Raw genomic sequence first — 25,898 nt, 5'->3', positions numbered from 1 at the left:
CTGCTGACCCGGCTCTATCCGGACGCGATGTGGACAGGGCACAGTAGGCGGTCTCGGGGGCGTATACGTGAGGAGTGTGTACGGCTTTGCCCCCTTCGGCTCTTCAACGGACCGATGCGGTTCGCAGTTCCTGGAACAAGCGACCGGATTGCGTGACCCCGGTCACTTTGCACGGACAAAGCGGACACCATCTTTGTGCACGCGTTCACAAAGACATAGCCTGCATTCGACGGGGCGGTCCTTGGACGTATGGCCGCCTGCAGCCTCGCTCATCCCGCAGGAGCACCGTGGCAACTGGCCGAAATCACCGACCGGCGACCCGAAGCCGAGGAATCCCCGAGGCCACCGTCGCCAGGCTTCCGCTGTACCTGCGCGCCCTGACCGCGCTGTCCGAGCGGTCCGTGCCGACGGTCTCCTCCGAGGAACTCGCCGCCGCCGCCGGGGTCAACTCCGCGAAGCTGCGCAAGGACTTCTCGTACCTGGGCTCGTACGGCACGCGAGGTGTCGGCTACGACGTGGAATATCTCGTCTACCAGATCTCCCGCGAGCTCGGTCTCACCCAGGACTGGCCTGTCGTCATCGTCGGCATCGGTAACCTCGGCGCCGCGCTCGCCAACTACGGCGGCTTCGCCTCCCGTGGTTTCCGGGTCGCCGCGCTGATCGACGCCGACCCGGCCATGGCCGGAAAGCCGGTGGCCGGCATTCCCGTGCAGCACACCGACGAGCTCGAGAAGATCATCAGTGACAACGGAGTGTCGATCGGCGTCATCTCGACGCCCGCCGGCGCCGCGCAGCAGGTGTGCGAGCGGCTGATCGCGGCCGGTGTCACCTCCATCCTCAACTTCGCCCCCACCGTCCTCTCCGTGCCCGACGGCGTCGATGTGCGCAAGGTCGACCTCTCGATCGAGCTGCAGATCCTCGCCTTCCACGAGCAGCGGAAGGCCGGCGAGGAGGCCGAGGCCGCGGCAGGCCGGAAGGGACCGGACGGGGACATGCCCGCCGTGATGCCGGCATGAGCCTTCTGGTCGTCGGACTGAGCCACCGCAGCGCGCCGGTGAGCGTGCTGGAGCGGGCCTCGCTGTCCCCGGACGCGCAGATCAAGCTGTTGCAGGACTCGCTGGCGGCGGAGCCCGCGACCGAGGCGACGGTGCTGGCCACGTGCAACCGCATCGAGCTGTACGCGGACGTGGACAAGTTCCACGCGGGTGTCGCCGAGCTGTCCACCCTGCTCGCGCAGCACAGCGGCGTCGGTCTAGAGGAGCTCACTCCTTATCTGTACGTCCACTACGAGGACCGGGCCGTCCACCACCTCTTCTCGGTGGCCTGCGGTCTCGACTCCATGGTCGTCGGCGAGGGGCAGATCCTCGGGCAGATCAAGGACGCGCTCGCGCTGGGGCAGGAGCTGCACACCGCGGGCCGGCTGATCAACGACCTCTTCCAGCAGGCGCTGCGGGTCGGCAAGCGCGCGCACAGCGAGACCGGGATCGACCGGGCCGGGCAGTCGCTCGTCACCTTCGGTCTGGAGCAGCTCGCGGACGGCGCGGAGGTTGCGGGCTGGGCGGCGGACAAGCGGGTGCTGGTGATCGGCGCGGGTTCGATGTCCTCGCTCGCCGCGACGACGCTGGCGCGGCTGGGTGTACGTGAACTTGTCATCGCCAACCGGACCCTTGAGCGCGCGGAGCGGCTGGCCGCGGTGCTGGACGGGGCGGGCGGGGTGTCCGCGCGCGCGGTGTCGATGGCCGACCTTGCCGACGAACTGACACGTGCCGATGTGGCGGTGTCGTGCACGGGAGCGACGGGTCTTGTCCTGACCGCCGAGTCGGTCGCGACGGCGCTCGCTGAGCACACCGTCCCCGCTCCCGCGCCCCGGGCCGACCTGCGAGCCCCGGACGGCAGCCTGGTGGCCCGCCTGGCGGCGACGGCGGCACGGGACGGACGCGTACACGACCGCTCTGCGTCGGCGGGGCTGACCGACGACGACGCGGGCACTGGTCGGGGCTCCGCCCCGAACCCCGCGCCTCAGACGCCGGCGGGGCCGGCAAGCGAGAGCTGCCCCGTGGGGCTGGACGAGCTGCATGTTGATGAGCTTGCGCAGCACGGGGCGTGGGTGGACAACGCGGAGCGGAGCCTCCGGCCCACTCCCGGAGCGCGGGGGGCGCGCAGTGGAGCGGTGAGGCTGGCTCTGCTCGACCTCGCCATGCCGCGGGACATCGACGGTGCCGTCCACCGGCTCGCCGGAGTGCGGCTCGTCGACATCGAATCGCTCGCCGAGGCATCCGCCGACGCCCCGATGGCCGCCGACGTCGACCAGGTGCGCCGCATCGTCTCCGACGAGGTCGCCGCATTCGGCGCCGCCCAGCGGGCCGCGCACATCACGCCGACCGTCGTCGCGCTGCGCACCATGGCCGCCGATGTCGTCGAGGGCGAGATGGCGCGCCTCGAAGGGCGGCTGACCGGGCTCGACGAGAAGCAGCGCGCCGAGATCAACCAGACCGTGCGCCGCGTCGTCGACAAGCTCCTGCACGCGCCCACCGTGCGAGTCAAGCAGCTGGCCAGCGAGCCCGGCGGTGCCGGGTACGCCGACGCGCTGCGGACACTCTTCGACCTCGACCCGGAGACGGTCGCCTCCGTCAGCCGGGCCGACATGAATGACCCGAATCGAGGGCGAGTATGACCGAGAGGGCACTGAGGCTCGGGACCAGGCGCAGCAAGCTGGCCATGGCCCAGTCCGGGCAAGTGGCTCAGGCGGTGCGCCAGTTGACCGGGCGCCCCGTCGAGCTCGTCGAGATCACCACGTACGGGGACACCTCCCGTGAGCATCTCGCGCAGATAGGCGGCACGGGCGTCTTCGTCACCGCTCTGCGCGACGCGGTGATCGCCGGTGAAGTGGACTTCGCCGTGCACTCACTCAAGGACCTGCCCACCACTCAGCCCGACGACCTCACGCTGGCGGCCGTGCCGCTGCGCGAGGACCCCCGGGACGCGCTGGTGGCGCGCGACGGACTGACGTTCGACCGGCTGCCCGACGGCGCCCGCGTCGGTACCGGTTCGCCGCGCCGCATGGCGCAGCTCAATGCGTACGCCCGCACGCACGGCCTGCGCATAGAGACCGTACCGATCCGCGGCAACGTAGACACCCGGATCGGATATGTACGCAGCGGGGAGCTGGACGCCGTGGTGCTTGCCGCGGCCGGGCTCAGCCGCCTCAACAGGACCGACGAGGTCACCGACTTTCTGTCGGTCGACTTCGTCCTGCCCGCCCCCGGCCAGGGGGCACTGGCGATCGAGTGTGCCGCGGTCAACGCGGACCTCGCCGCCGCGCTCGCCGAGCTCGACGACCCGCACACCCGGGTCGCCGTGACCGCCGAGCGTTCCCTGCTCGCCGCCCTGGAGGCCGGCTGCTCCGCACCTGTGGGTGCGCTGGCCGACCTGCTGGCCGACGGACAGGTTGTCACCGAAATGCGCCTGCGCGGCGTCGTCGGCACGACCGACGGCTCCACGCTGGTGCAGCTGTCCACCACCGGTCCCGTACCCACGTCGCACGGCGACGCCATCGCGCTCGGTCGCGAACTCGCGTCCGAGATGCTCGCCAAGGGTGCGGCCGGTCTTATGGGGGAGCGAGCACTTTGAGCCCCACCAGTCCCACCGTCAACGCATCCTCGACGCTCTCGGCACACGGGCACGTCACCTTCCTCGGCGCCGGTCCCGGCGACCCCGGACTGCTGACACTGCGCGCCGTCGAGGCGCTCGCGGGCGCGGACGTACTGATCGCCGAGCCTGATGTGCTCGACGTCGTACGCGGCCATGCGAGAGCGAGTGTAAGCACGCCTGAACTGACGGTTGTTGACGACGCGTCAACAGCCGCCGGAATCCCCGTCCTCAGGGATGCGGCCAATCTTGTCATGGAGGCTGCGCGCAGTGGCAAGCGGGTCGTCCGTGCGGTGACCGGCGATCCCGGCCTGGACACCAACGCAGGTCAGGAGATGCTCGCGTGCGCCGCGGAGGGAATTCCCTTCGAGGTTGTGCCGGGCGTGGCGACCGCGGTCGGTGTGCCCGCGTACGCCGGTGTGCCGCTGCGTGACGCGCAGGGTGCGGACGTCCGTTTCGTGGACGCCCGCACCGCGAGCGAGCGTTGCTGGACCGAGGTCGGCGCGAGCGACGGCACGGTCGTCGTCTCGACGACGCTGGAGACGGTCGCCGCGGCCGCGGGAGAGCTGGTGGCCGCGGGCCGCAAGCCGGACACCCCGCTGACGGTCACCGTCGCCGGTACGACGACGCGCCAGCGCACCTGGACCGCGACGCTCGGCACGATCGCGCAGACGCTGAAGCAGGCGAAGGTGCTGCCGTCGCCGGACGGCCACCAGCCCGTCATAGCCGTGGTCGGTGAGCGCAGCGCCGCTGCTCAGCGCGACCAGCTCGCGTGGTTCGAGTCCAAGCCGCTGTTCGGCTGGAAGGTGCTCGTGCCGCGGACCAAGGAGCAGGCGGCGTCGCTCTCCGACCAGCTTCGTTCGTACGGCGCGGTGCCGCACGAGGTTCCGACGATCGCCGTCGAGCCGCCGCGGACGCCGCAGCAGATGGAACGCGCGGTCAAGGGCCTTGTGACCGGGCGTTACGAGTGGATCGCCTTCACCTCGGTGAACGCGGTCAAGGCCGTGCGCGAGAAGTTCGAGGAGTACGGGCTCGACGCGCGGGCCTTTGCGGGGATCAAGGTCGCGGCGGTGGGTGAGCAGACCGCGGCCGCGCTGGTGGACTTCGGTGTGAAGCCGGACCTCGTGCCGAGCGGCGAGCAGTCCGCGGCCGGTCTCCTGGAGGACTGGCCGCCGTACGACCCCGTCTTCGACCCGATAGACCGGGTCTTCCTGCCGCGGGCCGACATCGCGACCGAGACGCTGGTCGCGGGCCTCATCGAGCTCGGCTGGGAGGTCGACGACGTCACGGCCTACCGGACCGTGCGGGCGTCGCCGCCGCCGGCGGACACGCGCGAGGCGATCAAGGGCGGTGGGTTCGACGCCGTTCTGTTCACCTCGTCGTCGACGGTCCGGAACCTGGTCGGGATCGCGGGCAAGCCGCACAACGTGACCGTGATCGCGTGCATCGGCCCCGCGACCGCGAAGACGGCGGAGGAGCACGGGCTTCGGGTGGACGTCCTGTCGCCGGAGCCGTCGGTGCACAAGCTCGCGGAGGCGCTCGCGGAATTCGGCGCGCGGCGGAGGGTGGCGGCGCTGGAGGCGGGCGAGCATGTGACCCGGCCGAGCGAGCGCCGTCCCGGGGGGCGGCGGAGGCGGACGACGTAACTGGGGGCTTCGCCCCCAGACCCCCAGTCCTCAATCGCCGGACGGGCTTGATTTTCAAGCCCCTCCGGCGATTGAGGAGCAGGGTCCGGGGCGGAGCCCCGGTTACCGCCGCAGGCGACCCGCCCCCGCCGACGGGCTGTCGGTACGTGCGCTCCCCGGACGGGCGTACCGTTCCCATATGACTGCGTACGGATCCTTTCCCGGCGCGCGGCCGCGGCGGCTGCGCACGACCCCCGCGATGCGGCGCATGGTCGCCGAGACGCGGCTCCACCCCGCCGATCTGATCCTCCCCGCCTTCGTGCGGGAGGGCATCAGCGAGCCCGTGCCCATCTCCGCGATGCCCGGCGTCGTGCAGCACACCCGGGACACCCTGCGGAAGGCCGCCGTTGAGGCGCGTGAGGCCGGTGTCGCCGGGATCATGCTGTTCGGGGTGCCGGAGGACGCGAAGAAGGACGCCGCCGGGACCGCCGGCACGGACCCGGACGGGATTCTGCAGGTCGCCATCCGGGATGTGAAGGCCGAGGTCGGGGACGAGCTCGTCATCATGTCCGACCTGTGCCTGGACGAGTACACGGACCACGGCCACTGCGGCGTGCTGGACGCGGACGGCCGCGTCGACAATGACGCCACGCTGGAGCGGTACGCCGAGATGGCCCAGGTTCAGGCCGACGCCGGCGTCCATGTGGTGGGGCCCAGCGGGATGATGGACGGCCAGGTCGGCGTCATCCGCGATGCGCTGGACCAGACGAGCCACGAGGACGTCTCGATCCTCGCGTACACGGCGAAGTATTCGTCGGCCTTCTACGGGCCGTTCCGTGAGGCCGTCGGCTCCTCCCTCGAGGGCGACCGCAAGACCTACCAGCAGGACCCGGCCAACGTCCGGGAGTCCCTGCGGGAGTTGGCGCTGGACCTCGAAGAGGGCGCCGACATGGTGATGGTCAAGCCCGCCGGTCCCTACCTCGACGTGCTGGCGAAGGTCGCGGACGCGGTCGACGTGCCGGTCGCCGCTTACCAGATCAGCGGTGAGTACGCGATGATCGAAGCCGCGGCAGAGAAGGGCTCGATCGACCGGGACAAGGCGATCCTGGAGACCCTGACCGGGATCCGGCGGGCCGGTGCGCAGATGATCCTCACCTACTGGGCGACCGAGGTCGCGCGCACGCTCTGAGAGACATAAAGCGGCTGCGGACCGGGGAAGGCTCCCGGTCCGCAGCCTGTGTGGGGGGTGTCAGCAGTACAGGTTGGAGCCTGTCGGCACGCCGAGGATCTGCGTGAACCGCGTGTAGCTGTCGACACGGCTCTGCACCTGCGCCGGGTTCTTGCCGTCGCACTCCAGCGAGCCGTTGATGGAGCGGATGGTCTGGCCGAAGCCCGCCTGGTTGACCATGGCGTTGTGCGGCGTCATCGTGCCCGGCCCGTTCTGGGTGTTCCAGTACCAGAGGCCGGTCTTCCAGGCCACCGCCGCGTCGTTCTGCACAAGCCAGGGGTTGTTCAGCAGATCGATGCCGAGCGCGTCGCCCGCGGCCTTGTAGTTGAAGTTCCAGCTGAGCTGGATCGGCCCGCGGCCGTAGTACGCCGCCTGGCCCGCCGGGCAGCCGTAGGACTGGCTCCAGTCGCAGTAGTGCGGGTAGTTGGCCTGGTTCTGCTCGACGACGTAGACCAGACCGCCCGTCTCATGGCTGACGTTCGCGAGGAAGGCCGCGGCCTCCTGCTTCTTCACCGTGTCGCTGCCGGTGTTCGCGAAGCCCGGGTACGCGCTCAGTGCGGCCGTCAGCCCGCTGTACGTGTAGAACGAATTCCGGCTCGGGAACATCTGGTTGAACTGCGCCTCGCTCACGACGAAGCCCGAGGGGGACGGGTCCCCGCCGCCACCGCTACAGGTGTACGGGTCCCAGTACCAGGTGCTGATGGTCGGGTCGTAGCCCGGGTTGTCGTGCTCCGCGATGTAGTACTTGCCGTCCGTGTACTTGACAACGTTGCCAGTGCCGTACCAGGTACCGGCCGACCAGTTCGGCGCGGACGCGCAGGCGTCCGCGGTGGCGGCGGTGGCGGCGGGCATGAAGACCGCCGCCAGTCCGCTTCCTACGAGGATGGCGATCAGCAACGCCATGATGCGGTGTCGTCTCAGCACGCGATCACTCCTTAGCACGCAACGGCCGTGCCGTGGTGGGGGGTTGTGCCGCACACTCAAGCGCGCTTGACGTGATCGAGTCAAGGTATAGACCAATGCGATTCAAGGTCAGCCGAAAACTGTTCCTCCGTCAGTCCCACCAGAAGGTCCAGTGCTGCTTCCCCAGCACACCCTCCGCCGCGTACTCGCGGATCGTGTCGTACCCCTGCCGGACGTTGTCCGGGCAGAAGGCGTGGTGCTCGGCGGCGACGGCGAGCGCATCCGTCATCGTGCTGGGCGGCGCTGCGACGGACACGTCCAGGCGGTCGAAGTGGAGTGCGACGACGCGTAGTCCGAAGCGGTCCTCCCAGGAACGCAGGATGGTGGACAGCGGGCCCGTGTCGTAGTGGTTGCCCGCGGCGGTCCAGCCCAGCGCGCTGGGGATGTCCGCGCTGCGGCGTACGGGAATCAGCCCGGCCCGGGCGCCGGGCAGCCGGCCCGCCTTCATCAGCTCGCCCGCGACCCGGGCGGCCGTGACGTCAGCGTCGGCCAACCGCTCGCCGGCGGGGGCGAGGCCCGGCCACTCGGATGTGAACGGGGCGATGGTGTCCGCGTCGTCCTCGGCCTCGTTCTCTGCCATGTCGTAGTCCCACAGGGACGTCAGGACCTCTTCGACGTCGTAGTCGTCCGGGTGCGACACACGGTCGAGATCGAGGTCCCGGTCCCAGGTGAGAGAGCGGTCCTCGTCGTTGACGAGCAGCACCGGGTGCATGCTGGACGCCTCCCGGGCGGGGAGCAGGCGCGCCCAAGTGTTCAGCTGTGCAGGCTCGTTCGCGTACCAGAGGGACGGCTGGACGCGCATGGCACCGGGCGGCAGGTCCAGGCCGAGCGCGTTCGGGTTGATCACCATGCAGGCGACTTTAGGGGTCGCCACTGACAATCGGGCTCAGACCAGGGTGGCGGTGAAGTCGGCCCAGGTGGCGGGGGTGAGGGTGAGCATGGGGCCGTCGGGGTTCTTGGAGTCCCGGACGTGGACGGCGGCGGGGTGCGCGGCGACCTCGACGCAGGCGCCGCCTTCGCTGCCGCTGTACGTGGACTTGCGCCAGGCGTAGGCGACTTCGAGGCAGGCGCCGCCTTCCTCGCCGCTGTAGCTGGACTTGAACCACTCAAGTGCCGTGCTCATTGGTCTCCTAGAAGCCGGTCCAACAGGCCCTTCGTTTCCTCGGGATTGAGGGCCTGCGTTCGCAGCATCGCATACTTCTGCGCCAGGATGCTGACCTCGTCCGGGTCGGAGATCAGTTGGCTGCCGCGCTGGGTCTCCGTGTAGGCGAGGTGCTGATGGTCTGGCGTTTCCAGCAGGATGAACGGGCCGGTGAGCCCGGCATGGGTCTCGCGGCCGAGCGGCATGATCTGGATCGTGACGCCCGGGAGATCGGCACAGGTGCGGAGATTTCTCAGCATCTCCCTGTACACCGCGTCGCCACCGAGGCGGTCCCGCACGATCGCCTCCGAAAGGATGAAGCTCAAGTTCGGCGGCGTCTTGCGGCGAAGGATCTCCTGGCGTTCCAGCCGGGCCGCCACCTGGGCATCGATCTCGTCCTCGCGGAAGGCCGGGATCCTGGTGCGGAACACCGCACGGGCGTAGCTCTTCGTCTGGAGCAGACCCGGCAACACCTGGTTCTCGAACCACGAGAGCGCGATCGCCTCGGCCTCGATGTCCATGTACTGCTCCGCCCACGCCGGGATCAAATCAATCTCCGGCATGTTGTCCACCGCCGTTTCCAGCGCCCTCTTCGTATCGAGAACCCGGTCCAGCGCCTTCGCCAGGTCCGGTTTCAGAGGGCGGCGGCCCTGCTCCACCGACGCGATCGTCTCCTCGTGCACGCAGACCCGCTCGGCCAGTTCGCGCTGCGTAAGCTCCGCGAACTCCCGGAACATGGCCAACTGCGCGCCCACGAGCTTCATCGCCGACGCGTTCTTCCGCTGCCGCTTTCTGGGGTGCATACACGTCCAACTCCCCACCCGTGTCCGTACGTCACGCCCTGCGGGCCCGTACGGATTTCTTGTACGGGTTCGCGTACTGCACCACCGTAGTCACGGGGAGTGACGCTCGTCTCATGGATGACGTGATTCAACAACCCTGTCTGCGCGAGCAGTTCTACCGCCGTGAGCGGCGCTCTGTCCCCGCTGCCAGGGAGTTCGTACGAACCGTGCTGGCCGACTGGGGTCTCGGCTCACGCATCGACGACGTATTGCTCTGCGTGAGCGAGCTGACCACCAATGCCCTCGTGCACGGCGTCCCGCCGGGGCGCGGCTACCGGCTGCGGCTGTGGCTGTACGGGGACGGCCTGCTGCGCGTCGAGGTGCACGACAGCGGCGGCGGGCGGCCCGGGGTGCGGGAGCCGGACGGAGAGTCGGGGCGGGGGCTCGTGCTCGTCGACGCGCTCGCCGACAAGTGGGGGGTCGGCGGGCGCGACCCCGGAAAGATCGTGTGGTGTGAGTTCGGACAGTGGTGATCTGAGCTCGGACGGAGCACTCTGGAGAGGTACCTCTGGAGGTGATCCGCCATGCAGACGCTCGTCGGATGGCATGTGGAGATGGAATTCAAAGAGGACGGCGACCGGACCAGAGCCGCCGCCATGGTGAGGCTCAGCGACGGCACGGAAATTCGTGGTCACGGCAACGCGCAGCGTCATCACTCAGACCCGGAGCAGTTGCGGGTGGGCGAGGAGATCTCGGGCGCACGGGCGCTCATGGACATTGCGTCGCAGCTGCTGCAGAAGGCACACGTAGAGATCGACGAAGCCTCGGGCAGGACGTCGCACGCGCTGCAGTGAGGTCCAGGAAAGAGCGATCTAGTAGGTCAGCGCATCGTCCATGGTGCTCTGCCAGTAGCTGACGGCGGCCTTGTCGTCGATGTGGGTGCCCGCGGGGAGCTTCAGCTCGTCGGGCGGGGTGTTGGTCGAGCCTGATCCGTTGCGCGGGGCGAAGAAGACGCCGAGGTTCTTCGCCGTGCGGCCGTCCCCGCCGCTGCCGTCGCCGCTGGACAGGAGGATGGAGGCGTACGCGGACTCCCCGGGCGAGAGGGTCACGACCGTCTGCGGCTTGCTGTCGTCCATGATCTGGGTGACAGCCTGGGCGTCGTCGAAGCGCAGGAGCGGGGCGTGGTAGGCGTTGCACGCCTTCGAGCCCGTGTTGGTCATGGTGAGCAGCAGGTGGTTGATGGGGCGGGACACCCTGGTGACGGTGACCTTGGTGTTCGCGCCGATGCAGGCGGCGGTGACGGGGCCGCTGTCCCCTGCCTTGCCCTTCTCGCCTGCCTTGCCGTTGCCGCCTGCGTTGTCCGAGCCCTGGGGAGTGGACTTGGCGCCCGCCGAGGGCTGAGCGGTCTTGCCGCTCTTGTCCGCGGCGGGGGTCTTGGGGATGTCCGCGGGGCTGGACGGGGCGGCCGCGTCCGGCTTGCTGGGGCTGTTGTCGGACGACTGGCAGGCGTTCAGCGAGAGGGCGGCCAGCAGAGTGGTGGCGGCGATGGTGGTCTTGCGCATGGTGTTCGGTTCTCCCCGTATCGATCTGTGGTGGATCAGTAGTGGCAGATGAGGGCTGTGACGGTGGCGGTGGCCGCGATCAGTACGAGCACGGCCACGGCATCGACGAGGCCGTTGCGGATGCGTTTTCGCATTGATCAAAGACTGGGCGGCGGCGGATTCGAGCCGCAACAGCCCCTGAACCATTGGGGATGCTGGAACGCTTCCGCATACTGTGACCTGGGGGGACATCGCGTCCCTGGAACGGCGTTCCGGGACAGTCCACGGGGCTCACGAGGGGGAACACCGCAGTGGCGACGCCAGAGGCCGAGGAGTTCGCGGCCCTGCTCAGGGAACTCAAGGACCGCTCGGGACGCAGCTACGGCGTGCTGGCGGGCAAGCTCCATGTCAGTACGTCCACGCTGCACCGGTACTGCAACGGGGACGCCGTCCCCACTGATTACGCGCCCGTGGAGCGGCTTGCGCGGCTGTGTGCGGCGACGCCGGACGAGCACGTGGAGCTGCACCGGCGCTGGATCGTGGCGGACGGGGCGCGGCGCCGGGCGCGGGCCGAGGGGGCGGCGCCGGAGGCGGCCGAGGTGCCGGCCGAACCTGAGGTTCCGTCGGAGCCTGTGCCGGATGCCGGGGCCGCGCCGCGCACCCGCGACCCCAAGCGGATGCGGATCACCCTCGCCGCGGGCGCTGTTGTCGCCCTTGCCCTCCCGGCTGCGCTCGTCGCGGCCTACACAGGCAGGCCGGACCACGACAGCAAGGGGAAGTCCGGAGCCGTCGCCGGCGCGCCCACGGTCACGGTGCCGTCCCCGTCGGCGAGCACCTCGCCGAGCGGCGGCCCTTCCCCGAGCACGTCGCCGAGCGGGAGCCCGTCGGCTTCACCGTCGCCCAGTCGCGCGACGACGCCGCCGGCGACCGTCGGCGTACCGCTGCGCGTGGGCGTCAGCTCGTACAACTGGGACTCGCCCTGCGGCCAGTACTACCTTCTGGACCAGGCCCCACAAGCGGTCCCGCCGCCGCCCGCGCCGCAGGACCACCGCAGCTGGGCCCGCGCGCTGGGCGGAGTGGACGGCGGCCACATGCTGCTTCAGCTGACCGCGACGGGCAGGACCGCGGACTCGGTGGTGCTGAATGCCGTGCACCTACGGGTCGTTGAGCGCAGCGAACCCCTCGACTGGGATGCGTACTCGATGGGTGACGGCTGCGGCGGCGGCGTCACCCCGCAGACGTTCGACATCGACCTGGACGCCGCGCATCCGCTGGTGAAGCCCGTGGCGGGGCAGGACGGCGACACCGTCGTGCCCGCCAAGGACTTCCCGTACAAGGTCGCGTCCGACGATCCGCAGGTGCTCAACCTCGACCTGCACACCGAGGCACACGACGTCAGCTGGTACCTGGAGCTCGACTGGAGCAGCGGGGACCGGCGGGGGACGGTACGCGTCGACGACGGTGGGAAGCCGTTCCGTACGAGCGCGACCAAGGGACGGACCGAGTACGGGTACTGGCCGGACAGGAGCGAGTGGGTCGCGCAGTCCTCTTCCTGAGCGAGTTCCTGAGCGAGGGCGTCTGAAGGGGGCCTGTGAGGGCCCCCTTCAGACGTCAGAGACGCTCGGGGGTGCGGATGCCGAGGAGCGCCATGCCCTGGTGGAGCGTGCGCGCGGTCAGCTCGCACAGGAAGAGGCGGTTCTCGGCCACCTCCTGCGCGGGTGCCGGCTTGATGACCGGGCACTGGTCGTAGAACGTCGTGTAGAGCGACGCAAGCTGGTACAGGTACGCGGCCAGCTTGTGCGGCTCGTACGACTCGGCGACCTCCGCCAGCATCTCCCCGAACTGGTCCAGGTGCAGGGCCAGCGCCCGCTCCGCCGGGGCCAGTTCGAGCTCCGGGTGGGCCGCGGGCTTCTGGTCGCCGGCCTTGCCGAAGATCGACCGGATACGGGCGTACGCGTACTGGAGATAGACGGACGTGTCGCCGTTCAGCGAAACCATCTGGTCCAGGTCGAACTTGTAGTCGCGCACGGCGGAGGTGGACAGGTCGGCGTACTTCACGGCGCCGATGCCCACGTACCGCCCGTTCTCGATGATCTCCTGCTCGGTCAGGCCCACCTTCTCGGCCTTCTCGCGCACGACGGCCGTCGCGCGGTCGATCGCCTCGTCCAGCAGGTCCACCAGCCGTACCGTCTCGCCCTCACGGGTCTTGAACGGCTTGCCGTCCTTGCCGAGCACCGTGCCGAACGCCAGTTGCGCGGCGTGCACCTTGTCGTTCAGCCAGCCGGCCCTGCGCGCGGTCTCGAAGACCATCTTGAAGTGCAGGGACTGCCGCGCGTCCACGACGTACAGCAGGGTGTCCGCGCCCAGGTTCTGCACGCGGTCGCGGATCGCGGAGAGGTCGGTCGCCGCGTAGCCGTAGCCGCCGTCGGACTTCTTGACGATCAGCGGGGTCGGGTTGCCGTCCGGGCCCTTGACGTCGTCGAAGAAGACGCAGAGCGCGCCGTTGGAGCGGACCGCGACGCCCGACTCCTCAAGGAGGCGGCAGGTCTCGTCCAGCATGTGGTTGTAGCCGGACTCGCCCACGACGTCGGCGTCGTTGATCTCCATGTCGAGCTTCTCGAAGACCGAGTTGAAGTAGATCTTCGACTCGTCGACGAACTTCTGCCACAGGGAGACGGTCTCCGGGTCGCCCGCCTGGAGATCGACCACCCTGCGCCGCGCCCGGGTCTTGAACTCCTCGTCGGAGTCGAAGACGACACGGGCTGCCTTGTAGAGCTGGTTGAGGTTCGACATGGCCTCCTCGCCGGAGACCTCCTCGCCGCTCTTGTGGTCCAGCTCGTGCGGGTGCTCGATCAGATACTGGATGAGCATGCCGAACTGGGTGCCCCAGTCGCCGATGTGGTGCCGCCGGATGACCTGCTCGCCCGTGAACTCCAAGATCTGCACGACCGCGTCACCGATCACGGCGGACCTCAGGTGGCCGACGTGCATCTCCTTGGCGACGTTCGGCTGGGCGTAGTCGATGACCGTCGTGCCGGGGTTCTCGGCGAGCGGGACGCCCAGGCGGTCGTCCGCGGCGCGGGCGGCCAGCGTCTTCACGATCGCCTCGTCGGTGATCGTGATGTTGAGGAAGCCGGGGCCCGAGACCTCGATCTCCTTGATCACGTCATTGGCCGGGAGCGCGTCGGTGACCTTGGTCGCCAGCTCGCGCGGGTTGCCCTTCAGCTTCTTGGCGAGCGCCAGGATGCCGTTGGCCTGGAAGTCGGCCCGGTCGCTACGTCGCAGCAGGGGGTCGACGGAACCGGCCTCCGGCAGGGCTGCCGAGAGGGCGTCCGCGAGGCGCTGCTGCACGGTCGAAGCGAGGGAAGGGACCGAGGCCATGAGCTTCCGTTCCTGTTGGTGAGGGCTATATCGGTTGTCAAGTGTCCCATGGGCGAGCAGCCTCTCTCTCCAGGTTTTCTCCCCGGAAACGGGCAACCTCGGACGGCCTCGTTCCGTCTGGGAGAATGGCTTACGCCAAGCTTCGAGGATTCTCGAGAAAGAAGGACGTGCCGACCGTGGCTCAGAGCAGCACCGAGACCGACTGGGTCTCCCGCTTCGCGGACGATGTCATCGCCGAATCGGAGCGACGTGCGCCTGGGGCGAAACATTCAGTCGCCACCGCTCCGGTGGTTGTCGTCGCGTCCGGACTCTCCCCCTCCGGCCCCATCCACCTGGGCAATCTCCGTGAGGTGATGACCCCGCACCTGGTCGCGGACGAGATCCGGCGGCGTGGGTACAAGGTCCGGCACCTGATCTCCTGGGACGACTACGACCGGTACCGGAAGGTGCCGGCGGGCGTCGCGGGCGTGGACGAGTCGTGGGCCGAGCACATCGGGCGGCCGCTGACCTCGGTGCCGGCGCCCAAGGGGTCCCCGTACGCGAACTGGGCCGAGCACTTCAAGGCCGCGATGATCGAGTCGCTGGCGGAGCTGGGCGTCGAGTACGACGGCATCAGCCAGACCGAGCAGTACACCTCGGGTGTGTACCGCGAGCAGGTGCTGCACGCGATGAAGCACCGCGGGGACATCGACGCGATCCTGGCGCAGTACCGGACGAAGAAGGCTCCGGGCGGGAAGAAGTCGCAGAAGCCGGTCGACGAGGCCGAGCTGGAGGCCGCGGAGGGCTCAGGCGCGGCGGCCGAGGACGACGGCACGAGCTCGGCCGGGTACTTCCCGTACAAGCCCTACTGCGGCAACTGCAACAAGGACCTGACGACGGTCACGGCGTACGAGGACGAGACCACCGAGCTGACGTACAGCTGCACCGAGTGCGGCTTCGCGGAGACGGTCCGGCTGAGCGAGTTCAACCGCGGCAAGCTGGTCTGGAAGGTCGACTGGCCGATGCGCTGGGCGTACGAGGGCGTCATCTTCGAGCCTTCGGGTGTCGACCACTCCTCGCCCGGGTCGTCCTTCCAGGTCGGCGGGCAGATCGTCGGGATCTTCGGCGGCGAGCAGCCGATCGGTCCGATGTACGCGTTCGTCGGGATCTCCGGGATGGCGAAGATGTCGTCGTCGCGGGGTGGCGTGCCGACACCGGCCGATGCGCTGAAGATCATGGAGGCGCCGCTGCTGCGCTGGCTATACGCGCGGCGCCGCCCGAACCAGTCCTTCAAGATCGCCTTCGACCAGGAGATCCAGCGGCTGTACGACGAGTGGGACAAGCTGGAGTCCAAGGTCGCGGACGGGAGCGCGCTGCCGGCGGACGCGGCGGCGTACTCGCGGGCCGTGCGGACCGCGGCGGGTGAGCTGCCGCGTACGCCGCGGCCGCTGCCGTACCGGACGCTCGCGTCGGTCGTCGACATCACGGCCGGGCACGACGAGCAGACGATCCGGATCCTGAGCGACCTGGACCCGGCGAACCCGCTGTCCTCGCTGGACGAGGTGCGGCCGCGGCTGGACCGCGCGGAGAACTGGATCACCACGCAGGTGCCGGCCGAGGCGCGGACGGTCGTGCGCTCGGAGCCCGACACGGAGCTGCTGGGCTCGCTCGACGACGCGGGCCGGGAGTCGCTGCGGCTGCTCCTCGAGGGGCTGGACACGCATTGGTCCCTGGACGGTCTGACGACGCTGGTCTACGGCGTGCCGAAGGTGATGGCTGGCCTGGAGCCGGACGCCAAGCCGACGGCGGAGCTGAAGACGGCGCAGCGGTCGTTCTTCGCGCTGCTGTACCACCTGCTGGTGGGCAAGGACACGGGGCCGCGGCTGCCGACGCTGCTGCTGGCGGTGGGGGCGGACCGGGTCCGGAAGCTGCTGGGCGCGTAGGGCTCACGCCGGTGCCGTGGCTCCGCTTCGGACCCTGGACGCCCTTCGGGAGTGTCCTCAATCGCCGGACGGGCTTGATATGCCCGGGCAAATCAAGCCTCTCCGGCGATTGAGGAGCGGGGGTACGGGGGCGGAGCCCCAGTCCACGAAGGGGCCGCGGCCCGGCTACGCGATGTGTTCCGCCTCAAGATCCGCCTGGTAGCGGTTCTTGAACGCCGGGATCAGCCGCCGCAGCAACGCCGAGCTGCGCGGGTGCTGTACGCCATGCCCGTCGTTCAGGTGGATGTCGAGCTGATCGGCGCTGGGGAAGTCCCCGTGCTGCTCCACGTACGTCCGGAAGACCGGGTAGGCCAGCTCGGCGAATTCCTCGTCCTCCGCCGGGCCCGGCGTGCCGGGGACGTCCACCGGTTCGGGCTGGGGGACCTCGACGCGTGGGCCGGGAACCATTCCGCCGAGGGGGCGGGTGCGGCCGGGGCCCGCGGGTACGCGGACCGGGGTGGGCTCCAGGCCCTCCACGTACGTCGGGTTGAAGGCGCTCTCGTACGCCTCCTGATACGCCTCCTGCGGCACATGCGGCGCGGCGAACCAGGGGCTCTCGTGGTTGGTGACGCCGTTTACGACCTCAGCGGCGAGCCCATCCGCGACCCCGTTCTGGGCGGGCCGGGGCTGCGGCACGGGCTGCTCCGCGTACTGCTCGTACGTCTCCACGGGCCACTCCTGCCCCCGCGGCAGCTCGGGCTGCTGCTGCTGCTGCGGCGCCGGCGGCAGCAGCACCGGCTCGACGCCCGCCGCGGCCAGCCCCGCCGGGGCCGTCTCCGCGAGCGGTACGCCGTACTTCGCAAGCCGCAGCGGCATCAGCGACTCCACCGGAGCCTTGCGCCGCCACGACCGCCCGAAGCGGGCCTGGAGGCGGGCCTGGTAGATCAGCCTGTCCTGCTCGAGCTTGATGACCTGCTCGTAGCTGCGCAGTTCCCACAGCTTCATCCGGCGCCACAGCTTGAACGTGGGTATGGGGGACAGCAGCCAGCGGGTGAGGCGTACGCCCTCCATGTGCTTGTCGGCCGTGATGTCCGCGATCCGGCCGACCGCGTGCCGTGCCGCCTCGACCGAGACGACGAACAGCACCGGGATGACCGCGTGCATGCCGACGCCCAGCGGGTCGGGCCAGGACGCCGCGCCGTTGAAGGCGATCGTGGCGACCGTGAGCAGCCAGGCGGTCTGGCGCAGCAGCGGAAAGGGGATGCGCAGCCAGGTCAGCAGCAGGTCGAGGGCGAGCAGCACACAGATGCCCGCGTCGATGCCGATGGGGAAGACCAGGGAGAAGTCGCCGAAGCCCTTCCGCACGGCGAGCTCGCGTACGGCGGCGTACGACCCTGCGAAGCCGATCGCGGCGATGATCACCGCGCCCGTGACAACGAGCCCGATGAGTATTCGGTGCGTGCGTGAAAGCTGCATCGCGGCCACCCGCGATCCCCTCCCGTTATTGAATCCAGCGGGGCACAGCCTGGCACATGCTTGCGGAGCCCGTCGCTCCGGGAGCGGCGGGCTCCGTCAACAGGCTGTGAACGGAACCTACTTGCGGCCGTCCTGTGACCTGATCGCGGCCAAGGTGCCGTCTGCGCGGTGCCTGCGTGCCAGGTCCTTGCCGCCTACTTGTTGGCGACGCCGACCGAGGCCACAGCCTCCTTCGCCGCTGCCACCGCGCCCTTCATCAGGTCGGCGGAGGACGGAGAATCGGCGCCCGCGTACCCCGTGCCGTTGTAGGTGAGGGTGATCACGATGTTGTCCGTACGCGTGACGATCGTGGCGTAGGTGAAGTCCTCGCCCGTCTTCTTCAGCTCGTAGCCGATCGCTGTAGCCCCATCGCCGACGCCGCCCGCGGGCGACGTACGGACCTTCTTCGCGCCCTCGGTGGCCTGCGCCTTGGCGATCTCCTTGGCGTAGTTGTCCTCGGCGCGCTTCTCGCCGCTGACGCCGAGGGAGGCGTCGGACTCGTACCGGAGGAAGGAGATGTCGAGCCAGCGGTACTGCGAGCCCTTGACGCCGTTGTCGTCCAGGCCGTTCCAGGAGCAGCTGCCGCGGCTGGTGGTGTCGGAGGACCGGCCGGCCGTGCCCGTCTTGGCCTTCGTCTCCGGCACCAGGTTCGTGATCGTCTTCGTGGCGATCGACTTGCAGGGGTCGGGCAGCTTGGCGTACTTCGCGGGCTCGACCTTCGCCGGCTTCTGGCCGTTCTGGGAGGAGGCGGAGGAGGACGAGTCCGTGCTCGAGTTCTTGGCGCTGTCGGAGTCGGACGAGCAGCCGGCGACGACGAGCATCACCGGGACGGCTGCGCAGGCGAGAAGGCGAGTGAGTCGCGGGGCTGAACGGTGCATGGTTCCTTCAGTCGATCAGTCGATTGTCGTACGGTCTCTCCGGTCGGCCAGGCCACGGTACGCGGACTCGGCACGTCCGCGAGTGTGTCTCCGGATACGCACGCAATTGCACGGCCCGTCCGCCGGCCCCCTCAGTCGCTGAACTCCTCGGCGAGCCTGCCGGCCAGACTCTGGGCCTTTTCCTGCAGTTCCTTGCTGTCCGGGACCTCCGTCGTACGGGCGGGCTGCTCGACGTACACGATGGTCACGATCACGTTGGATGTGCGGAAGACCACGCTGACGGTGCGGCGCTGGGCGGTGGATCCGGCCCCGGCGCCGTCGAGGACATCATTGAGGAAGGCGGCGTCGCCGAGGCCGTCGAGGACGCGGGGTTCGAGCCCGGCGAGGGGGTCGGAGCCGGACGGTGTGGCGGACCCGGACGGAGTGCCCGTGGGAGGCGCCGATCCGGTCGGTGGCTTCGACTGCGAGGGCGTGGTGGAGGGCGAGGACCCCTGGCCCTTCTCAGGGCCGGTGTCGGCGGGGGCGGGCAGCGAGGCCGCGGCCTGCTTGGTGGCGAAGACCTCCTGCGCGCGGTCGTCGTCGCTGACCGCCGTGTCGTACGAGACGACGCGCTCGAAGTCCAGGGTGAGGTGATGGGAGGCGTCCGGGGAGTCGACATTCCAGCTGCAGCCGACGCGGCGGTCGGTGTCGTAGGTGACGTCGGCGGTCCCACGGAAGATCTTCTGCTGCTGGTCGTCGGGCAGCTCGGCTGCGCCTGGCAGCAGATCCTTGAGGGTGGAGCGCCCTATGGAGCCGCAGGGCTCGCGGAGTGTGCGGTACTTGCCCGGGGGTGCGGCGGCGGTCTTGGTGCCGCCGGTCTTGGAGTCGATGGCGGAGCCCTCGGTGCCGGTGTCGGCGGTGCAGCCGGCGACGAGAGCGACAAGGAGCGCCGCCAGGCCGGGTACGTACGCCTTTCGCGCCCTTCGCTGCACGGTCCCAGGCTCCCTTCGCGAGCGAAAAACGGTTGCCGCTCGATGGCGGCCGATGGACACAATGTCTATCGCACACGCAGCCGTGGATGCCGGTCCGTTGAGCCTTTTACTGACCTTGGCACCGGCTTTTGCGCTTTGAGGCTTTTGATGGTGTTTCGGGGGAATCGAGGAAGTATGTCGTACGTAGAGGTACCGGGAGCCAAGGTCCCGATCAGGATGTGGACCGACCCTTCGACGGTGGAGGGCGGTGCGATGCAGCAGCTGCAGAACGTCGCCACGCTGCCGTGGATCAAGGGCCTGGCCGTGATGCCGGACGTCCACTACGGCAAGGGCGCAACGGTCGGCTCGGTGATCGCGATGCACGGCGCGGTCTGCCCGGCGGCGGTCGGCGTCGACATCGGCTGCGGCATGTCGGCGGTGAAGACGTCGCTGACGGCGAACGATCTGCCGGGCGACCTTTCCCGCCTCCGCTCGAAGATCGAGCAGGCCATCCCGGTCGGCCGTGGGATGCACGACGATCCGGTCGACCCGGGGCTGCTGCACGGATTTCCGGCGGCGGGATGGGACGACTTCTGGAGCCAGTTCGACGGGGCGGCCGATGCGGTCAAGTTCCGTCAGGAGCGGGCGACGAAGCAGATGGGAACGCTCGGTTCCGGAAATCACTTCATCGAGTTCTGTCTCGACGAGTCGGGTTCGGTCTGGCTGATGCTGCACTCCGGGTCCCGGAACATCGGCAAGGAGCTCGCGGACTTCCACATCGGCGAGGCCCAGAAGCTGCCGCACAACCAGGGTCTGGTCGACAGGGATCTGGCGGTCTTCATCGCGGACACCCCGCAGATGGCGGCGTACCGGAACGATCTGTTCTGGGCGCAGGAGTACGCGAAGTACAACCGCGCGATCATGATGGGGCTCTTCCAGGACGTGGTCCGCAAGGAGTTCAAGAAGGCGAAGGTGACCTTCGAGCCGGTCATCTCCTGCCACCACAACTATGTGGCGGAGGAGCGGTACGAAGGCATGGACCTGCTGGTGACCCGCAAGGGAGCGATCCGGGCGGGCAGCGGGGACTTCGGCATCATCCCGGGCTCGATGGGCACCGGCTCGTACATCGTGAAGGGGCTCGGGAACGAGGCGTCCTTCAACTCGGCTTCGCACGGGGCGGGTCGGAAGATGAGCCGGAACGCGGCGAAGCGGCGTTTCTCGACGAAGGATCTGGAGGAGCAGACGCGGGGTGTGGAGTGCCGTAAGGACTCCGGCGTCGTGGATGAGATCCCGGGTGCGTACAAGCCGATCGAGAAGGTCATCGATCAGCAGAAGGACCTGGTCGAGGTGGTCGCCAAGCTGAAGCAGGTCGTCTGCGTAAAGGGCTGAACTCCAGCTCTTCAGGAACGACGGGCCCCAGACTGACGAGGTCTGGGGCCTGCGGTCTTCGGTTCAGGTCGCCGGGCGCGACCGCTTCGGCCCCTGGGGCGAGCAGCACGAGGCGAAACGTCGGCCAACCGGTTGATCTCCGAGGCGGGTCGAGGTTCCGTCCGCCGGGGGCGCTGGGACGATGCGCCCCATGGCATCCAGGGCGGGCACGGGGAATTCGACAAAGGCAGGGCTCGTCCTGCTGACGCTCGCGGCCGGGCAGTTCCTGATGGCGCTCGACAGCTCCGTCATGAACGTCTCGATCGCGACGGTGGCCGACGACGTCGGCACAACGGTGACCGGGATCCAGGGTGCGATCACCGCCTACACGCTCGTGATGGCGATGTTCATGATCCCTGGCGGCAAGGTCGGCGCGCTCATCGGCCGCAAGCGTGCGTTCATGATCGGCTGCTGCATCTACGGCTGCGGGTCCCTGACGACGGCGCTCGCCCCGAACCTTCCTGTGCTCCTGCTCGGCTGGTCCTTCCTCGAAGGCGTCGGGGCGGCGCTCATTCTGCCCGCGATCGTGGCGCTCGTCGCCGGCAACTTCGCCGTGGAACGCCGCCCCGCCGCCTACGGACTCGTCGCGGCCGCAGGAGCCGTGGCGATCGCGGTCGGGCCGATCATCGGGGGTGTCGCAACGACGTACTTCTCCTGGCGCTGGGTCTTCGCCGGTGAGGTTGTCATCGTGCTCGGCATCCTGGTGCTCGCCCGCCGTATCGCCGACGCACCGACCGGCCAACGCCACCGCCTCGATCTCGTCGGCGCCGTGCTCTCCGCCCTCGGGCTCGGGATCTTCGTCTACGGCGTACTCCGCTCGGACGAATGGGGCTGGTTCCGGCCGAAGCCCGACGCACCCTCCTGGCTGGGGATCTCGCTGGTCGTGTGGTTGATGCTTGCAGGTCTGTTGCTGATCTGGCTCTTCCTGCGCTGGGAGGCCCGTCTGGTGGAGCAGCGCAAGGAGCCCCTCGTGGACCCGGCGCTCCTGCGGAACAAGCAGCTCACCGGCGGCCTGACGATGTTCTTCTTCCAGTACCTCGTGCAGATGGGCGTGTTCTTCGTCGTACCGCTCTACCTGTCGGTCGCACTCGGCCTGTCCGCGCTCAAGACAGGCGCACGCATCCTGCCGCTCTCGCTGACACTGCTGGCCGCCGCGATCCTGATCCCGCGTCTCTTCCCGCACGTCTCGCCGCGGCGCGTGGTGCGGCTCGGGGTCCTCGCGTTGCTCGCGGGTGCGGTGGTCCTGATGGCCGCGCTCGACGCAGACGCGGGTGCGGAAATCGTCACCATCCCCCTCCTGTTGATCGGGCTCGGCATGGGCGCGCTGGCGTCCCAGCTCGGATCGGTCACGGTGTCCGCCGTACCGGACAAGCAGAGCGCGGAGGTCGGCGGCATCCAGAACGCCGTCACCAACCTCGGCGCCTCGATCGGTACGGCACTCGCCGGGTCGATCCTGATCGCCGCGCTGACGACTTCGTTCCTGACCAGCGTCGAGCAGAACGAGGCGATCCCGGCCGACGTCAAGAGCCGGGCGACCGTCGAACTCCAAAGCGGCGTGCCCTTCCTGTCGGACGCCCAGCTCAAGGACGCCCTGGACGAAGCGGGCACGAGCGAGGAGGTCACCCAGGCCGCGCTCGACGCGAACGAGGCAGCGAGGATCGACGGCCTGCGCGCCGCACTCGCCATCCTCGCTCTGACCGCCATCCTCGCGATGTTCTTCACCCAACGGATCCCGACCACCCAGCCCGGCTCGACGGAACCGTAGCGCCGGGCAATCGCCGTCAGGAGCGGCGCACCGTTCTTGTCTTGCGTCTTGCGTCTCGCGTCAGTGGTCTTCGCTTCGCGGGGCCTCCCCTGTGCCTGCCACCGCCTGCGACGGCGCTGTCCGGGTCGGTGCGGTCGGCCACTTGAACTCGATCTCCAGCTCGATCTCCCCGTTACCGACCTCGACCTCTATCTCGCTGCGAAGGTCGTCGGGGATCCGCAGGCTCAGCCTCCCGGGGCCGAGTTCCAGCTCGGCATCACCGCCGTGCCTCAGTGCGGCGCCGAGCGCCGTGAGCTGATCAGCCGCCTCAAGGCGTGACAGCGAGCGCTTCTGCTCAAACTTGAGGTCCTTCATGGATGTCTCCGATCCGGCAGAAACAGCAGATAACGCCAATTCTGACGCCATGCGCCGGATCGGACATCCTCATGGCCGGGCTCACTGACGAGCCCCGGGCCGATGACGGTCCGGGGCTCGCTATGATCCGGCCATTCGATCATTTCGAGAACACATGCTCGAAAATTGCGCACATCCTGGGGGGATTGAGTGCGTTCCTTCTCTTCGCGCGTCGTTCGTGGCGCGCTCACGGCCGTTGCCGCCGCGGGGCTTGTCGCCACCGTCGCGACCGTGCCGGCTCAGGCCTCGAGCGGGTACGACCGCTGTGCCTGGGGCAAGCTCTGCGTGTTCAGCGAGCCGCTGGGCCAGGGCGAGATGCTGGTCGTCAGCGGGGGCACGCTGAAGCTCGGGGCGTGGGACAACCGGATCAGCTCGTTCGTGAACTACACGGACTGGCCGGTGTGTTTCTACCCCGAGCCGGGGCTCGACCCGTGGGGTGCCACGCACTACTACCCGTCGCAGGTGTCCTTCGACGAGAGCGCGCGCCCCGACCTCGACAACGCGGTCAGCTCCATCGACCTGGGTCCCGAAGCGGACGATTTCTGCGGGACCGAGAGCCGGTTCGCGGTCTACCAGTGGGACAACCAGCCCAAGCCCCGGCCCGCCGGGCTGCCGGTCAGTGGCGCCTTCGGTGATGTGAACGGCGATGGGTACGCCGATCTGTTCTCCCGCAACAAGTTCGGGCAGCTGTGGACCTCCCACGTCGACGAGAGCGCGGGGAAGACCCGGCTTCTGGGGGCCGGCTGGAACTCCATGAACAAGCTGACCCGGCACGGCGACTACAGCGGGGACGCCAAGGAGGACCTGTTCGCCCGGGACAGCGCCGGGGTGCTGTGGTTCTACCCCGGCAGGGGTGACGGCGCCTTCGGTACGAGGGTGAGGATCGGCGGCGGCTGGAACACCATGCGCGACCTCGTCGCCGCAGGTGACCTGACCGGTGACGGCAAGGCCGACCTGCTCGCCGCCGACAGCGCGGGCACCTTGTGGACGTACCCGGGCAACGGCAGGGGCTCCTTCGGCGTGCGTCAGAAGGTCGGCGTCGGCTGGAAGGTCATGAATGAGCTCGTCGGCGCGGGTGACATGAACTCCGACAAGCGGGCCGACCTCGTGGCCCGCGACACCGCCGGGAAGCTGTGGTTCTACCCGGGCAACGGCAAGGGCACCTTCGGCGCCCGCAAGCTCATCGGGACCGGCGGCTGGAACGGGCTCACCGAGCTGGCCGGCCTGGGCGATGTCACCGGTGACGGGCGGCCGGACCTGGTTGCGCACGCGCCGGGCCAGAGCTCCGTCCGCGTGTACCCGGGGACAGGCGCGGCGGACGGCGGCCTGAAGGCCCCGAAGACGCTCGCCTCGGTCCAGGCCACCCACTTTGTCTTCTGACCAGTCTTCTGCATCGAAAACGGAGTTCGGTTCATGCTCGGAACCACCCTGGGCCGGCGCGCCCTCGGCACGGCTGTCGCCGTCGCCGCGTCGCTGGCCACGCTCGTCACGGCGGCCCCGAATGCGGCCGCCGTGGACAATTCCGCCCGCTGCCCCGCCGGCAAGTTCTGTGTCTTCTCGGGCGCGGGCTACACGGGCGAGATGAAGTACTTCTCGTCCTCCCAGCCCACGCTCGGCACGTGGAACGACAAGATCTCGTCGGTCGTCAACAACAGCGGACTGTGGGCGACGCTCTACCCACAGTCCAACTACGGCACCGATCCCGACTTCGTCGTCGTCGGTCCGCACAACGGCCCGGTCGACCTCGGCAACGGCTCCTTCGACAACCGCTTCGACAACAAGATCAGCTCGATGCGAGTCACCACGACCGAGTACGAGGCTTTCCAGGGCGTCCCGTGGATGGACTGGTACCAGCAGCCCGAGGCCAAGCGGCCCGCCGGGCTGCCAGCCGTCGCCCAGTTCGGCGACCTGAACAACGACGGCGGCGCCGATGTCCTGGAGCGCGCGGACGACGGCCGGCTGTGGTTCCTGTCGGGCGTCGGCGACGCCAACTGGGTCACGAAGGGGAAGCTCGTCGGCGGCGGCTGGAATGCCATGACCCAGCTGGTCCGCCACGGCGACTACAACGCCAACGGCAGGGAGGACCTCTTCGCCCGCGACAAGTCGGGGGTGCTGTGGTTCTACCCCGGCAGGGGCGACGGCACCTTCGGTACGAGGGTGAAGGTCGGCGCGGGCTGGAACACCATGCGTGAGATCAGCGCGGCCGGAGACCTGACCGGCGACGGGCGCCGGGATCTGCTCGCGCGCGACACCGCGGGGGCGCTGTGGACGTACCCGGGCAACGGCAAGGGTGCCTTCGGCGTCCGCAAGAAGGTCGGCGGCGGCTGGAACGTCATGAACCGGCTTGCCTCGCCCGGCGACCTGACCGGTGACGGCAAGGCCGACCTGCTGGCCCGCGACGGAGCGCGGGCGCTGTGGCTGTACCCCGGCAACGGCCAGGGCGCCTTCGGCACGCGCAAGAAGCTCCCGTACGCCTGGCCTGCCGACGAGCCGGTCATGGCCACCGGTGACGTGAACGGCGACGGGCTGTCCGACGTCATGCGGCCCATCAGCGGCCAGCTGTTCATCTACCACGGCAACGGGGCCGGCGGGATCAGCGGCCCGAACGCAGACATGGGCTGGGACACCGCGCCCAACGTCCGCGTCTTCTGACGCGGGCGCCGGGCGGACCGGGCTGAGCACCCCGGCGCAGCGGCGCACCAACGGCCGGATCGAGGCAGCCCTCACCGAGGTCATTCGGTGGGGGCTGCTTCTTCGTC

The 25,898-nt window shown here is 69.2% G+C and carries 23 protein-coding genes; 13 read left to right on the top strand and 10 right to left on the bottom strand.

What is annotated here, in order from left to right:
• The first annotated feature begins 287 nt into the window (after positions 1-287).
• From OG729_RS17240 to hemB, 5 genes are all read left to right on the top strand, one after another.
• The gene (locus OG729_RS17240; protein WP_355838669.1) at positions 288-1,016 is read left to right on the top strand and encodes a redox-sensing transcriptional repressor Rex; all 729 of its coding nucleotides are present in this window, start codon (positions 288-290) and stop codon (positions 1,014-1,016) included.
• Positions 1,013-2,674 carry a glutamyl-tRNA reductase gene (locus OG729_RS17235; RefSeq protein ID WP_405806929.1) on the top strand — a complete coding sequence of 554 codons (1,662 nt, stop codon included), beginning with the start codon at positions 1,013-1,015 and terminating at the stop codon, positions 2,672-2,674. The genes OG729_RS17240 and OG729_RS17235 overlap by 4 nt, the downstream gene beginning before the upstream one ends.
• On the top strand, positions 2,671-3,630 hold the full coding sequence (hemC, locus tag OG729_RS17230) for a hydroxymethylbilane synthase (protein WP_405806927.1): 960 nt from the start codon (positions 2,671-2,673) through the stop codon (positions 3,628-3,630). Before OG729_RS17235 ends, hemC begins: the two co-directional genes overlap by 4 nt.
• Positions 3,627-5,294 carry a uroporphyrinogen-III synthase gene (locus tag OG729_RS17225; RefSeq protein ID WP_405806926.1) on the top strand — a complete coding sequence of 556 codons (1,668 nt, stop codon included), beginning with the start codon at positions 3,627-3,629 and terminating at the stop codon, positions 5,292-5,294. The genes hemC and OG729_RS17225 overlap by 4 nt, the downstream gene beginning before the upstream one ends.
• A gap of 178 nt (positions 5,295-5,472) precedes the next feature.
• Positions 5,473-6,462, top strand: coding sequence for a porphobilinogen synthase (gene hemB, locus OG729_RS17220; protein ID WP_405806924.1), 990 nt, complete (start codon positions 5,473-5,475; stop codon positions 6,460-6,462).
• A gap of 60 nt (positions 6,463-6,522) precedes the next feature.
• Here the strand turns inward: hemB and OG729_RS17215 are convergent, their stop codons facing one another.
• The 4 genes from OG729_RS17215 to OG729_RS17200 all read right to left on the bottom strand — a co-directional run bounded on the left by OG729_RS17215 (position 6,523) and on the right by OG729_RS17200 (position 9,369).
• Positions 6,523-7,422: a chitinase gene (locus tag OG729_RS17215; protein ID WP_405811158.1), complete on the bottom strand. Its 900-nt coding sequence runs from the start codon at positions 7,420-7,422 to the stop codon at positions 6,523-6,525.
• 133 nt (positions 7,423-7,555) lie between these two features.
• Positions 7,556-8,314 (bottom strand): DUF4253 domain-containing protein, encoded by a 759-nt coding sequence (locus OG729_RS17210; RefSeq protein WP_360874449.1) that lies wholly within the window; start codon positions 8,312-8,314, stop codon positions 7,556-7,558.
• 36 nt (positions 8,315-8,350) lie between these two features.
• A complete protein-coding gene (locus OG729_RS17205) occupies positions 8,351-8,587 on the bottom strand; it encodes a DUF397 domain-containing protein (RefSeq protein ID WP_405806922.1) in 237 nt (78 codons plus the stop codon).
• Entirely contained in the window at positions 8,584-9,369 is a 786-nt protein-coding gene (locus OG729_RS17200) for a Scr1 family TA system antitoxin-like transcriptional regulator (protein WP_405806920.1), read from the bottom strand. The genes OG729_RS17205 and OG729_RS17200 overlap by 4 nt, the downstream gene beginning before the upstream one ends.
• A gap of 152 nt (positions 9,370-9,521) precedes the next feature.
• Between OG729_RS17200 and OG729_RS17195 the strand changes: the two genes are divergently transcribed.
• Both OG729_RS17195 and OG729_RS17190 read left to right on the top strand, forming a co-directional pair.
• A complete protein-coding gene (locus tag OG729_RS17195; RefSeq protein WP_405806919.1) occupies positions 9,522-9,920 on the top strand; it encodes an ATP-binding protein in 399 nt (132 codons plus the stop codon).
• Between the two features lie 51 nt (positions 9,921-9,971).
• On the top strand, positions 9,972-10,241 hold the full coding sequence (locus OG729_RS17190; protein WP_360874440.1) for a DUF1876 domain-containing protein: 270 nt from the start codon (positions 9,972-9,974) through the stop codon (positions 10,239-10,241).
• Positions 10,242-10,259: 18 nt separating this feature from the next.
• Here the strand turns inward: OG729_RS17190 and OG729_RS17185 are convergent, their stop codons facing one another.
• The gene (locus OG729_RS17185; protein ID WP_405806918.1) at positions 10,260-10,949 is read right to left on the bottom strand and encodes a DUF4232 domain-containing protein; all 690 of its coding nucleotides are present in this window, start codon (positions 10,947-10,949) and stop codon (positions 10,260-10,262) included.
• A gap of 290 nt (positions 10,950-11,239) precedes the next feature.
• Between OG729_RS17185 and OG729_RS17180 the strand changes: the two genes are divergently transcribed.
• Positions 11,240-12,484: a helix-turn-helix domain-containing protein gene (locus OG729_RS17180; protein WP_405806917.1), complete on the top strand. Its 1,245-nt coding sequence runs from the start codon at positions 11,240-11,242 to the stop codon at positions 12,482-12,484.
• Positions 12,485-12,539: 55 nt separating this feature from the next.
• On the opposite strand, the gene argS is transcribed toward OG729_RS17180, so the two are convergent.
• Positions 12,540-14,309, bottom strand: a complete 1,770-nt coding sequence (gene argS, locus OG729_RS17175) for an arginine--tRNA ligase (protein ID WP_360874431.1) — start codon at positions 14,307-14,309, stop codon at positions 12,540-12,542.
• A gap of 167 nt (positions 14,310-14,476) precedes the next feature.
• On the opposite strand from argS, the gene lysS reads away from it, so the two are divergent.
• On the top strand, positions 14,477-16,231 hold the full coding sequence (gene lysS, locus OG729_RS17170) for a lysine--tRNA ligase (RefSeq protein ID WP_360874428.1): 1,755 nt from the start codon (positions 14,477-14,479) through the stop codon (positions 16,229-16,231).
• 165 nt (positions 16,232-16,396) lie between these two features.
• On the opposite strand, the gene OG729_RS17165 is transcribed toward lysS, so the two are convergent.
• The 3 genes from OG729_RS17165 to OG729_RS17155 all read right to left on the bottom strand — a co-directional run bounded on the left by OG729_RS17165 (position 16,397) and on the right by OG729_RS17155 (position 19,574).
• A complete protein-coding gene (locus tag OG729_RS17165; protein ID WP_405806916.1) occupies positions 16,397-17,695 on the bottom strand; it encodes a DUF2637 domain-containing protein in 1,299 nt (432 codons plus the stop codon).
• 185 nt (positions 17,696-17,880) lie between these two features.
• Positions 17,881-18,603, bottom strand: a complete 723-nt coding sequence (locus OG729_RS17160; RefSeq protein ID WP_405806914.1) for a DUF3558 family protein — start codon at positions 18,601-18,603, stop codon at positions 17,881-17,883.
• Between the two features lie 131 nt (positions 18,604-18,734).
• Positions 18,735-19,574, bottom strand: coding sequence for a DUF3558 domain-containing protein (locus tag OG729_RS17155; RefSeq protein ID WP_405806913.1), 840 nt, complete (start codon positions 19,572-19,574; stop codon positions 18,735-18,737).
• Between the two features lie 174 nt (positions 19,575-19,748).
• On the opposite strand from OG729_RS17155, the gene OG729_RS17150 reads away from it, so the two are divergent.
• Together OG729_RS17150 and OG729_RS17145 are read left to right on the top strand one after the other, a co-directional pair.
• Positions 19,749-20,942: an RtcB family protein gene (locus OG729_RS17150; RefSeq protein ID WP_405806911.1), complete on the top strand. Its 1,194-nt coding sequence runs from the start codon at positions 19,749-19,751 to the stop codon at positions 20,940-20,942.
• Positions 20,943-21,132: 190 nt separating this feature from the next.
• Positions 21,133-22,746 (top strand): MFS transporter, encoded by a 1,614-nt coding sequence (locus OG729_RS17145; RefSeq protein WP_360874414.1) that lies wholly within the window; start codon positions 21,133-21,135, stop codon positions 22,744-22,746.
• A 60-nt stretch (positions 22,747-22,806) separates the two neighbouring features.
• Here the strand turns inward: OG729_RS17145 and OG729_RS17140 are convergent, their stop codons facing one another.
• The gene (locus OG729_RS17140; RefSeq protein ID WP_405806910.1) at positions 22,807-23,100 is read right to left on the bottom strand and encodes an amphi-Trp domain-containing protein; all 294 of its coding nucleotides are present in this window, start codon (positions 23,098-23,100) and stop codon (positions 22,807-22,809) included.
• A 270-nt stretch (positions 23,101-23,370) separates the two neighbouring features.
• Here OG729_RS17140 and OG729_RS17135 point away from each other — a divergent pair, with 270 nt between their 5' ends.
• Both OG729_RS17135 and OG729_RS17130 read left to right on the top strand, forming a co-directional pair.
• The gene (locus tag OG729_RS17135; RefSeq protein WP_405806908.1) at positions 23,371-24,519 is read left to right on the top strand and encodes an FG-GAP-like repeat-containing protein; all 1,149 of its coding nucleotides are present in this window, start codon (positions 23,371-23,373) and stop codon (positions 24,517-24,519) included.
• 33 nt (positions 24,520-24,552) lie between these two features.
• A complete protein-coding gene (locus OG729_RS17130; protein WP_405806907.1) occupies positions 24,553-25,791 on the top strand; it encodes an FG-GAP-like repeat-containing protein in 1,239 nt (412 codons plus the stop codon).
• Positions 25,792-25,898 lie beyond the last annotated feature (107 nt).

Origin of the sequence: Streptomyces sp. NBC_00210 (genome assembly GCF_045160975.1) — a bacterium.
GTDB lineage: Bacteria > Actinomycetota > Actinomycetes > Streptomycetales > Streptomycetaceae > Streptomyces.
This window is presented reverse-complemented; position numbering and strand designations above follow the sequence as displayed.

Excerpts from the sequence above, each read along its gene's own strand:
- OG729_RS17235 (WP_405806929.1), top strand. The coding sequence starts at position 1,013 with ATGAGCCTTCTGGTCGTCGGACTGAGCCACCGCAGCGCGCCGGTGAGC.
- hemC (WP_405806927.1), top strand. The coding sequence starts at position 2,671 with ATGACCGAGAGGGCACTGAGGCTCGGGACCAGGCGCAGCAAGCTGGCC.
- hemB (WP_405806924.1), top strand. The coding sequence starts at position 5,473 with ATGACTGCGTACGGATCCTTTCCCGGCGCGCGGCCGCGGCGGCTGCGC.
- OG729_RS17210 (WP_360874449.1), bottom strand. The coding sequence starts at position 8,314 with ATGGTGATCAACCCGAACGCGCTCGGCCTGGACCTGCCGCCCGGTGCC.
- OG729_RS17205 (WP_405806922.1), bottom strand. The coding sequence starts at position 8,587 with ATGAGCACGGCACTTGAGTGGTTCAAGTCCAGCTACAGCGGCGAGGAA.
- OG729_RS17200 (WP_405806920.1), bottom strand. The coding sequence starts at position 9,369 with ATGAAGCTCGTGGGCGCGCAGTTGGCCATGTTCCGGGAGTTCGCGGAG.
- OG729_RS17195 (WP_405806919.1), top strand. The coding sequence starts at position 9,522 with ATGGATGACGTGATTCAACAACCCTGTCTGCGCGAGCAGTTCTACCGC.
- OG729_RS17190 (WP_360874440.1), top strand. The coding sequence starts at position 9,972 with ATGCAGACGCTCGTCGGATGGCATGTGGAGATGGAATTCAAAGAGGAC.
- OG729_RS17185 (WP_405806918.1), bottom strand. The coding sequence starts at position 10,949 with ATGCGCAAGACCACCATCGCCGCCACCACTCTGCTGGCCGCCCTCTCG.
- argS (WP_360874431.1), bottom strand. The coding sequence starts at position 14,309 with ATGGCCTCGGTCCCTTCCCTCGCTTCGACCGTGCAGCAGCGCCTCGCG.
- OG729_RS17160 (WP_405806914.1), bottom strand. The coding sequence starts at position 18,603 with ATGCACCGTTCAGCCCCGCGACTCACTCGCCTTCTCGCCTGCGCAGCC.
- OG729_RS17150 (WP_405806911.1), top strand. The coding sequence starts at position 19,749 with ATGTCGTACGTAGAGGTACCGGGAGCCAAGGTCCCGATCAGGATGTGG.
- OG729_RS17145 (WP_360874414.1), top strand. The coding sequence starts at position 21,133 with ATGGCATCCAGGGCGGGCACGGGGAATTCGACAAAGGCAGGGCTCGTC.
- OG729_RS17140 (WP_405806910.1), bottom strand. The coding sequence starts at position 23,100 with ATGAAGGACCTCAAGTTTGAGCAGAAGCGCTCGCTGTCACGCCTTGAG.
- OG729_RS17130 (WP_405806907.1), top strand. The coding sequence starts at position 24,553 with ATGCTCGGAACCACCCTGGGCCGGCGCGCCCTCGGCACGGCTGTCGCC.